The sequence below is a fragment of the Nitratireductor sp. ZSWI3 genome (assembly GCF_024655565.1).
Lineage (GTDB): Bacteria > Pseudomonadota > Alphaproteobacteria > Rhizobiales > Rhizobiaceae > Nitratireductor.
In genome coordinates, this window is sequence record NZ_JANKOF010000131.1 from 1 (window position 1) to 10,155 (window position 10,155).

Sequence of the window (10,155 nt, forward strand, 5' to 3'; positions counted from 1 at the left end):
AGGTCAACGGAGGTCGCGTCGACCCGGGTTCGGAGCCCTGCGCGGATTACGAGCTGAAATCAGGACTGTTCGAGGTCCAGTTCGAGCACCACCGGAACGTGGTCGGAGGGCTTTTCCCAGGCCCGGGTGTGCTTGTCGACCGCCACCGAGACCAGATGGTCGGCGGCCTCCGGCGACAGCATCAGGTGATCGATGCGGATGCCGTTGTTCTTCTGCCAGGCGCCGCCCTGGTAATCCCAGAAGGTGTAGACGCCGTCGTCGCCGTTCACCGCGCGCAGCGCATCGGTGAGGCCGAGCCCCTTGAGGCGGCGGAACGCCTGCCGGCTTTCGGGACGGAAAAGCGCGTCGCCCACCCAGGCCTCGGGATGCCTTGCGTCTTCCGGCTCGGGAATGACGTTGTAGTCGCCGGCAAGGACCAGCGGCTCCTCGAGCTTCAGGCGCGCGGCGCTCCAGAGCTCCAGACGCTTCATCCAACCGAGCTTGTAGGGGAATTTCTCGCTGTCGACCGGATTGCCGTTGGGCAGATACAGCGAGACGACGCGCAGGGCGCCGCGGTTGGTCGAGAACACGCCCTCGATGAAACGCGCCTGCTCGTCGCCGTCGTCGCCGGGCAGACCGCGATTGACCTCGTCGAAGCGCAGCTTCGAAAGAAGGGCGACGCCGTTGAAGCCCTTCTGGCCATGGGTCTCCACGTGATAACCAAGCGCCTCGACGGCCTCGCGCGGGAACTGTTCATCGACGGACTTGATTTCCTGCAGGCAGGCGATGTCGGGCGAAGCTTCGCCCAGCCAGTGCAGAAGATTGTCAATGCGCGCCTTGACGCCGTTGATGTTCCAGGTTGCGATCTTCATGGGAGCCTCTTGCGCATCTGTCCTTCTTTAGGGTGGACGCTCCCGGCCCGCAACCGGCGCGCGGAGGTTACTGACAGTCCATGCCGTCCCTGGACGGGCCGCCACGGGCCAGGCGGCGCAGTTCGAACGGCAGGCCGCTCAGGAGCGCCCGCACGTAGCGCCGCCTTTGATAAAGACCGTTCAGCGAAACGCGACCGAGCGCCGTCGGATGTTCGGGAGCGGTGCTGCCGATCAGGCTCGGCATGGTGGTCACGGCGGCGGCGAAGCCGGCATCCCGGGCGGCGGCGATTTCCCGTCCTCCGACCGCCGCGCGATGGCCGTAGGGATAGGCGAAGCTTGTCGGCCGCCTGCCGGTATAGCGTTCGACCGCGTCGGCCGAGCCGGACAATTCGCGCTCCAGGCGGGCGGCGTCGAGGCGCCGCAGATTGGCGTGGGTGAGCGTGTGGGCGCCGAAGCGGGCGAGCGGATCGCGGGCCAGCGTGCGCAGGTCCTCGATGCCCATCGTCTCGCGCTCGGTGATGCCGAGCGGATCGATGCCGTGGCGCATGGCCAGCGCGTCGACCGCTGCAATCGCCGCATCCTCGTCTTCGGCATCGAGGACGAAGGCGGAGAGCCGATCGAATGCAGCGATCTTCTGCAACTGGGTTTTGGTCTCGATCCGGCGCTGCCCGTCGGCGAAGGCGAAGTCGATCTCCTCGGCGGTGGCGACGATCTCCTCGACGGTTTTCCACCAGATGGAGCGGCTGCGCTCAACGAAGCCGGCGGTGACGAAGATGGTGTAGGGAACGCCGTGGCGGCGGAAGACCGGGGCGGCGTGGACGGCATTGTCGCGGTAGCCGTCGTCGAGCGTGAAGGAAACGTAACGCGCCTTGTCCTGCGGGTCCGCCAGGCGCGCCGGCAGATCGTCGAGCGCGACCGGGGTCAGGCCGCAATCGATCGCGGCGCGGATCGCCTGGTCGAGGAAGTGCGGCGTGACCGTCAGCCAGCCATTGGGTGCGCCGCGGGCAACTGGCGCCGGATCGACATGGTGCAGGGTGAAGATCGCGCCGCGCCCGCCCGAGCCGCGGCCGATGCCCGCCAGGCCGAGCAGGGCGGTGCATTCGAGGCCGGCCCGGATGAGCTCGTAGCGCGCAGATCTCTTGAGAGCTTGCAACGGGATCATGCCGTATCAGGTGCCGTTCGCTGTGATGGCCGGAGAGGCGGAGCTGCCGTTCCGGCGCGCCGTGCGGATGCGCCGGTCGCAGGCCGATCCAAGCAGGAAAAGCTGAACAAATCGATTCGCGGCGGCCATGCTTGCCGGCCGGCGGCGAATGTTGGTGAATATTTGGCTGACTTTCAAAAATTTCTTGATAGATGGCCCGTCATTTATCGCGGATGCTTCGCGGATAACAAGATTCCGCGGGGATGCGGAAGACAGGGGAACGACAATGACCGAGACCACTCTGCCCGGCGGCAACGCCGGCGCGCTGACGCAGGCGGATCTGCGCAATCCCGATTACACTCCGCCGTTGATGCAGGCCGTGCCGCTCGGCATCCAGCATGTATTGGCGATGTTCGTCTCGAACGTGACGCCGGCGATCATCGTGGCCGGTGCGGCCGGCTTCGGCTTCGGGTCCAACTCGCCCGATTTCCCCAATCTCATCTACATGATCCAGATGTCGATGCTGTTCGCCGGCATCGCCACGCTGTTCCAGACCATCGGCATGGGGCCGGTGGGCGGACGCCTGCCGATCGTCCAGGGCACCAGCTTCGCCTTCCTGCCGGTGATGATCCCGGTCGTCGCCGGACAGGGGGTTGGCGCGATGTCGGCCCTGATGGGCGGCGTGGTGATCGGCGGCATCTTCCATTTCTGCCTCGGCAGCGTCGTCGGGCGTCTGCGCTTCGCGCTGCCGCCGCTGGTGACCGGCCTGATCGTGCTGATGATCGGGCTGTCGCTGATCCGCGTCGGCATCCAGTATTCGGCCGGCGGCGTGCCGCTGATCGGCAAGCCGGAATATGGCAGCCTGGCCAATTGGAGCGTTGCGCTCGTCGTGGTCGTCGTCACCCTGCTCCTGAAGTTCTTCGCCAAGGGCATGTGGTCGATCGCTGCCGTGCTGCTCGGCCTTGTCGCCGGCTATCTCGTGGCGCTCGCCATGGGCATGGTCAGCTTCGGCAATGTGGGCAATGCCGGCTGGGTGGCCATGCCGGTGCCGTTCAAATGGGGCTTTGAACTCTCCGCTCCGGCCATTCTCGGCATGTGCTTCATGGCCGTCGTATCGGCGATCGAGACGGTCGGCGACGTGTCCGGCATCACCAAGGGCGGCGCCGGGCGCGAGGCGACGGAGAAGGAGATCTCCGGCGCCACCTATGCCGACGGCCTCGGCACGGCGGTGGCCGGCGTGTTCGGCGGGCTGCCCAACACGTCGTTCAGCCAGAATGTCGGCCTGATCTCGATGACCGGCGTCATGAGCCGCCACGTGGTCACCTACGGGGCGATCTTCCTGATCGTCTGCGGCCTCATTCCGAAGGTGGGCGCGATCATCTCGACGGTGCCGATCACCGTGCTCGGCGGCGGCGTGATCGTGATGTTCGGCATGGTCGCCGCGGCCGGCATCAACATGCTGTCAGACGTGCGCTGGAACCGCCGCAACATGGTCATCTTTGCCGTGGCGCTGTCGGTCGGCCTCGGCCTGCAGCTCGAGCCAGGCGCGCTCCAGCACCTGCCGCAGACGGCGCAGATCCTGCTCACTTCCGGCCTGTTGCCGGCCGCCTTCCTGGCGATCGTGCTCAACCTCGTGCTGCCCGAGGAGGCAGCGGGCGAAGAAAGCGCCTGAAACGTCGAAGGAGCCGCCGGCATCCGGCGGCTCCTAGGTTCGGCAGAAGCCGTTCAGGGGCGGGTCACGGCGGGAACGTTCTCCGATCCAAGGAAGACGGCCAGGATGCGGACGGGCTTGTCGCCGACGGCGCGGCCATTGTGCCAGGAATGGACAGCTTCCACGAAGCCGTCTCCAGCGCGGAAGACCTTTTCTTCCTCGCCTTCATAGGTGATCGCCACTTCCCCTTCGAGGATGTATCCGACGATCGGCACCGCGTGCAGGTGCCGGCCGGTTTCCTCGCCGGGTTGCAGCGTGACGATGAGGGTCGTGATCTTGGCCTGTCCGACGGGATACAGGATCTGCTGGCCGAGTACCGTCTTTTCCGTGTCGGTCACCTTCACGACACGCTGATAGTCCTGTTTCGTCTGCTGCTCTGCAAATGTCAGGCTTGGGGAGAACGCAGCGAGCAGGATGGCCACCGTCGCGATCGACCTTATATTCTTCATTATCAATAACCTATCATAACAAATTAAAAAAACGCCCGAGGGCGCGCAACGATCACAAGCTGAGTGTTTTTGTCAAGAAAAAGACTGAAGCTGCTTTGGCGCACCGGGCACGCAAGCCTGCGGCCCCGGGCTGGAGCCGGCTTTCCGTCGGTCTTCCGTCGGTCGAATCAGATGGAGAAGCTGGTGCCGCAACCGCAGGAGGCGACGGCATTGGGATTCTTGATCTGGAAGGACTGGCCGATCAGATCGTCGACGAAATCGATCACCGAGCCACCCATATAGACCAGCGACAGGTCGTCGATCAGGACGGTCGCCCCGTCCTTCTCGATGGCAAGGTCGTCCGCATTGCGGGCATCGACCAGATCGAACGTGTAGGAAAAGCCCGAGCAGCCGCCGCCCTCGACGGCGACGCGCAGGGCGATCTTGCCGGGCTCGTCCTTGAGGATGGCGGCGATGCGCCGCGCCGCCGCATCGGTCAATTCGACGCTTTTCATCTCGATTCCGGCGTCCATGCCCATGGTGCTTGTCCTGACGGTCACCTTGCGTTCTTGCTCATGGAATAGGTATGAAGCCGTGGGCGGCAAGTCAACCGGAGTGCGACGGTTGGGTTTTGTGCCGGGAAAGCGGCGGAGCATGCAGGACGACCAGGCTTTGCGGGATATCGGCTTCGGTTACCGGCCGCGCGCCGCCTATGCGACCGATCCGGCCGCCTCGCGCGGGCGCCTCGTCGCCGAAGCGGAGAGCCCGACGCGCACGCCGTTCCAGCGCGACCGCGACCGCATCATCCATTCGACTGCCTTCCGCCGCCTGAAGCACAAGACGCAGGTCTTCATCGCCCATGAGGGCGACCATTACCGCACGCGGCTCACCCATACGATCGAGGTGGCGCAGATCGCCCGAGCCCTGGCGCGCGCCCTCAGGGGCGACGAGGATCTCGCCGAGGCGATCGCCCTCGTTCACGATTTCGGCCACACGCCGTTCGGCCATACGGGCGAGGACGCGCTGGCCGAGCGCATGGCCCGTTGGGGCGGCTTCGACCACAATGCGCAGTCGCTGCGCATCGTCACCGAGCTCGAGCGGCGCTACGCCGAGTTCGACGGGCTCAACCTCACCTGGGAAACGCTCGAAGGCCTCGTCAAGCACAACGGCCCGCTGACGGACCGGGACGGTGTAGGGCTCGACGGAAAGCCGGTGCCGCAGCCGATCCTCGATTATGTGGCACGGCACGACCTGGAACTGTGGCGCCATGCCGGCATCGAGGCGCAGTGCGCGGCGATCGCCGACGACATCGCCTACAACGCCCATGACATCGATGACGGGCTTCGATCGGGTCTTCTGACCCTCGACATGCTCGCCGGCGTCACCCTGCCGGGGCGCATTCTGAAAACCGTGTCGCAGCGCTATCCCGATCTGGATCCCGTGCGGCGCGGCCATGAGCTGATGCGCCGTCAGATCACGGCGATGGTCGAGGACGTGATCGTCACGGCGCGGCAACATCTCGAAGCGGTGAACCCGCAAAGCCCCGCCGACATTCACGATGCGGGCCACACCGTGGTGACGTTCTCGTCCCGCATGCAGGCGGAGGAGAAGGAGCTGAAGGCCTTCCTCTATGCCAATCTCTATCGCCACAAGGCGGTGGTCGCCATACGCAGCCAGGCCGAGCAGATCGTGCGCGAATTGTTCGACGTCTATTTCGCCGATCCGCGCGCCATGCCCGAGGGCTGGCGCGAGGGGCTCGACCGCTGCGATGAGGCCGTCAAGGCGCGTCACGTGGCCGATTTCCTGGCGGGCATGACCGACACCTACGCGATGAAGGAACACCGGCGGCTGTTTGACCGCACCCCTGAATTGGGCTAGTGCGAACGGCGTTCCGGCCCGGCGGGCCGTTGCACCATGAATTGCCGATGCATTTTTCAGGACATTGTCCATGAACATCTTTGCCGATTTCACCGATCGGGTGTTGAAGACCGTCGAATCCCTCGGACTGCGTGCCGCCGATGGCGAGGCGCTCGATCTGTCGCGCATCGCGGTCGAGCCGCCGCGTGATCCGAGCCACGGCGACGTGGCGACCAACGCGGCCATGGTTCTGGCGAAGGCGGTGGGCGAGAATCCGCGCGCGCTCGGCGAGAAGATCGCAGCGGCGTTCGAGAGCGATCCGGACGTGGCGGGCGTGAGCGTTGCCGGCCCCGGTTTCGTGAACCTTAAGCTCAGCGACGGCTTCTGGCAGGCGCGTCTCGGCGAGATGCTCGACCTCGGCACCGATTACGGGCGCTCCGCGCTCGGCAAGGGCGAGAAGATCAACGTCGAATATGTGTCGGCCAATCCGACCGGGCCGATGCATGTGGGGCACTGCCGCGGCGCAGTGGTGGGCGATGCGCTGGCCAATCTGATGGCCTTCGCCGGCTATGACGTGACGCGCGAGTACTACATCAATGATGCCGGCGTGCAGATCGACGTGCTCGGCCAGTCGGTCATGCTGCGCTATCGCGAGGCGCTGGGCGAGAAGATCGGCGAAATCCCCACCGGGCTCTATCCGGGAGATTATCTCGTTCCCGTCGGCAAGGCGCTGGCCGAAGAATACGGCACGAAGCTGCTCGAAATGCCGGCCCTCGATGCGATGGCGATCGTCAAGGACAGGACCATCGACATGATGATGGCGATGATCCGCGACGATCTGGCGGCGCTCAACATCAAGCACGACGTCTTCTTCTCCGAGCGCTCGATGCATGCCGGAAACGGCGCGACGATCCGCTCGGCGATCAACGACCTGACGATGAAGGGCCATGTCTACAAGGGCAAGCTACCGCCGCCCAAGGGGCAGAAGCCGGAGGATTGGGAAGACCGCGAGCAGACCCTGTTCCGCTCGACGGCGGTGGGCGACGACATCGACCGCCCGCTGATGAAGTCGGACGGCTCGTTCACCTATTTCGCCGCCGACGTCGCCTATATGAAGAACAAGGTCGACCGCGGCTTCTCGCATCTGATCTACATTCTGGGTGCCGACCACAGCGGCTACGTCAAGCGGCTGCAGGCCGTGGCGCGGGCCATCGCCGGCGACGATCTGGAGCTGACCGTGCTCCTGTGCCAGCTCGTCAGGCTGTTCCGTGCCGGCGAGCCGGTGCGCATGTCGAAGCGGGCAGGGGAGTTCGTCACCCTGCGGGATGTCGTCGATGAGGTCGGCCGCGATCCCATCCGCTTCATGATGCTCTACCGCAAGAACGACGCACCGCTCGATTTCGACTTCGCCAAGGTGACGGAGCAATCGAAGGACAATCCGGTGTTCTACGTGCAGTATGCATCGGCACGCTGCCACTCGGCGTTCCGCCAGGCGCGCGAGCAGCTCGGCGTCGAGACGTTCGAGCGCGCCGACATGCGCGCATCGCTTTCCCTGCTCACCGACGAGGGGGAAATGGCGCTGGTCCGCAAGCTTGCCGAGTACCCGCGTCTCATCGAGGGCGCCGCCCAGGCGATGGAGCCGCACAGGCTGGCTTTCTATCTCTATGATCTTGCCAGCGTCTTCCACGCACAGTGGAATCGCGGGGCCGAAACGGACGACTTACGCTTTGTTAAGGTTAACGCCCCAGAATTGACCTACGCCAGACTAGGGCTGGTGCAGGCGGTTTGCGATGTACTGACATCGGGACTGGCGTTGATCGGGGCGGAAGCGCCTTCGGAGATGCGTTGATCACCTGATTTCAGGTATAACAGTCTGTCACCTTTTGCCCACATTGCGCTGGTAGGTGCAACAGTTGTGACGTCGCCGGCGTCCGACCGAGTGTGAGTGCGGAAGATAGCATGGCAGACCATAGCTCGACCCAACGTGCAGACATTGCTGGCCTAACGGACGATGATCCGTTTGCGGAATTGACCCGGATCATCGGTCATGACCCGCTGCGTGCGAATGCGCGCAAATCCGAAGAGGATCTGGCTGGCGACGATCTGGCACTGGAATTGGAAAACGAACTGCTTGGCGACCTGTCGGCCTTCTCCGACGAGGAGCCGCAGGCCGAGGCCGCTGACGATTCATGGCGTCCCGCCCAGGACGACTGGCGCTTCAATGCGCCGGAACAGGAGCCGGCCGCGGAAGCTCCGGCGGACGTGGTGCAGGATCTGTCCGACGAGCTCGACGCCAGCTTTGCCGCCAGCTTCGAGGACGAACTGGCCTCCTCCGCCGAAGAGGCGGAATCTCCGGCCTGGCAGCCTGAGGAAGCGTCGGCGCAGGACGTCGATTGGCTGAACGAGGAAATCGCCCGCGGCTTCGAGGCGTCCGAATACGACTTCATGCGCGTCGCCGAAACCGCTTCCGCCGAGGATGCCGAGGCCCCTTCTTCGCGGCATCAGGACGAAGCGCCGGAGGACGTGGATTTCGCGTTCCAGCAGGCCGACTGGGCCGAGCTCGATGCCGATTTCACCGAACCGGCGGCAGAAGACGAGGCGGCCGACCCGGTTGCGGAGGAGTTCGTCCAATCCTTTGAGGAGGAAGCGACGGACGATGCGGCCGCGGCTGACGGCGAGGCCGGTGCGGACCTGCGAGCCGCTCAGGACGATGCGGTCGAGGACGTGTTCTTCGACGACGTGCCGATGGCCGACGATCTCGATGAGGTCGCTCCGCACGCGGAGAACGCGTTGCCGAGCCAGTACATGTCGCCTCAGGCCTTTGCCGATTCGGTCGCCAAGCGCGCCAAGGAGACGATCGCCGAGGATCGGAACGGTGCCGCGGCTCCCTTCGATCTCGCGGCGGAGTTCGAGGCCGAGTTCGGCCCGCAGAGCTTCATGCCGGCCGATGCGGCGGAGGAGGAACCGGCCGCCCATGCCGCCGCCGACGATGTCGATGAAGCCGTCGATTGGACGTTGACGGACGAGGAGGCGCCGCAGGCCGAAGAACCGGTTGCCGAGGAGGCGGAGCATCATTTCTGGCACCGGCCGGACGAGGCCACCCATGCCGGCCCGCCGCTCATCGACACGGTCGATGTTCCGGGCGAGCGCATTCCGGTCGAGGAAACGCGCCACATTCCCGAATTCGTCAGCGAGCCGGAACCGACCTCCGAGACACCGGCGGACGATCTCGAGCTCGCTCTTGCGCGCGCCTTCGGCGATCCCGAAGCGCCCGTCGAGCCGCAGAAGCCTGCTGCGCATGACACGTCGCTCATGCACGATGAATATGCCTCGGTCGCCCTGCGCCATGAAGAGACGGCGGAGGAAGACTTCGAGTTCGACGAGGCGTTCGGCGACGAGCTCCATCCGGACGATGAGTCCGACGCGGATGCCGGCCTTGCGACCGATGCCGCTTATTATTCAGCGGAAGAGCCCCGCTGGCAGGGGCAGCAGGACGACGATCTCGCCGTCGCTGCCGCTGCGGCGCCGCTCGGCGCTGCCATGCGGGCCCGTCCAGCGCAGGCAAGGAGCAGGCGCGGCCTGATGGCCGCGGCTGCTATCGGCGGCGTTGCCGTGCTTGGTGCGATCGCTGCCTTTGCCTTCAGCAGCGGCGGCAGCGATGCGGAAACGCCTGCTCTCGTGCGCGCCGACCCCGATCCGGTGAAGGTCAAGCCCGAGAACCCGGGCGGCCAGCAGGTGCCGAACCAGGATAACCAGGTCTATCAACGGGTTTCCGGCGCCGAGCTGAACAGCGCTCCCGCGCAGGAGCGGCTCGTCACGACGGTCGAAGAGCCGGTCGAGGTGCCCGCTCCGCAGGCCGAGGCCTCCGTGCCGAAGTCCGAGGAACGCCTGACGTCGGCTGCCGAGCCGCAGGCGGAAGGCCAGGACGAACCGGTGACGGCCATGGCGCCGCGTCGGGTCCGCACCATGGTCGTGCGGCCCGACGGCACGCTGGTGCCGCGCGAGGATCCGGCCCCCGCTCAGCCCGCCGCCAGCACTGCGGCGCCCGCCGCCGATCCTGTCGCACCGGCTCCGGCTGCACAGGCCGAGGCACAGGCTCCCGCGACGCAGTCCCCGCCGGCTTCCGAGGTCCAGGCACTGACCCAGGCTGCAGCGGGGAACGCTCCT

The 10,155-nt window shown here is 65.7% G+C and carries 7 protein-coding genes and 1 pseudogene; 4 read left to right on the plus strand and 4 right to left on the minus strand.

All coding sequences use genetic code 11. The features are described 5' to 3' along the window. Nucleotides 1-59 precede the first annotated feature (59 nt). Nucleotides 60-851, minus strand: a complete 792-nt coding sequence (gene xth / locus NUU27_RS23655) for an exodeoxyribonuclease III (RefSeq protein ID WP_257764760.1) — start codon at nucleotides 849-851, stop codon at nucleotides 60-62. Between the two features lie 67 nt (nucleotides 852-918). Further along, complete coding sequence (locus NUU27_RS23660) at nucleotides 919-2,013, minus strand: polysaccharide deacetylase family protein (RefSeq protein WP_257764761.1); 1,095 nt, start codon at nucleotides 2,011-2,013, stop codon at nucleotides 919-921. Nucleotides 2,014-2,278: 265 nt separating this feature from the next. Between NUU27_RS23660 and NUU27_RS23665 the strand changes: the two genes are divergently transcribed. Then, entirely contained in the window at nucleotides 2,279-3,664 is a 1,386-nt protein-coding gene (locus NUU27_RS23665) for a uracil-xanthine permease family protein (RefSeq protein WP_257764762.1), read from the plus strand. Between the two features lie 53 nt (nucleotides 3,665-3,717). Here NUU27_RS23665 and NUU27_RS23670 read toward each other — a convergent pair whose 3' ends face one another. After that, nucleotides 3,718-4,152 carry a cupin domain-containing protein gene (locus NUU27_RS23670; RefSeq protein WP_257764763.1) on the minus strand — a complete coding sequence of 145 codons (435 nt, stop codon included), beginning with the start codon at nucleotides 4,150-4,152 and terminating at the stop codon, nucleotides 3,718-3,720. Nucleotides 4,153-4,319: 167 nt separating this feature from the next. Further along, nucleotides 4,320-4,670: an iron-sulfur cluster insertion protein ErpA gene (erpA, locus tag NUU27_RS23675; RefSeq protein WP_257764764.1), complete on the minus strand. Its 351-nt coding sequence runs from the start codon at nucleotides 4,668-4,670 to the stop codon at nucleotides 4,320-4,322. Between the two features lie 115 nt (nucleotides 4,671-4,785). On the opposite strand from erpA, the gene NUU27_RS23680 reads away from it, so the two are divergent. The 3 genes and pseudogenes from NUU27_RS23680 to NUU27_RS23690 all read left to right on the plus strand — a co-directional run. Continuing rightward, the gene (locus tag NUU27_RS23680; protein WP_257764765.1) at nucleotides 4,786-6,009 is read left to right on the plus strand and encodes a deoxyguanosinetriphosphate triphosphohydrolase; all 1,224 of its coding nucleotides are present in this window, start codon (nucleotides 4,786-4,788) and stop codon (nucleotides 6,007-6,009) included. Nucleotides 6,010-6,079: 70 nt separating this feature from the next. Further along, nucleotides 6,080-7,837, plus strand: a complete 1,758-nt coding sequence (argS, locus tag NUU27_RS23685) for an arginine--tRNA ligase (protein ID WP_257764766.1) — start codon at nucleotides 6,080-6,082, stop codon at nucleotides 7,835-7,837. Nucleotides 7,838-7,947: 110 nt separating this feature from the next. Continuing rightward, nucleotides 7,948-10,155, plus strand: a pseudogene (locus NUU27_RS23690) (hypothetical protein); the annotation flags it as partial.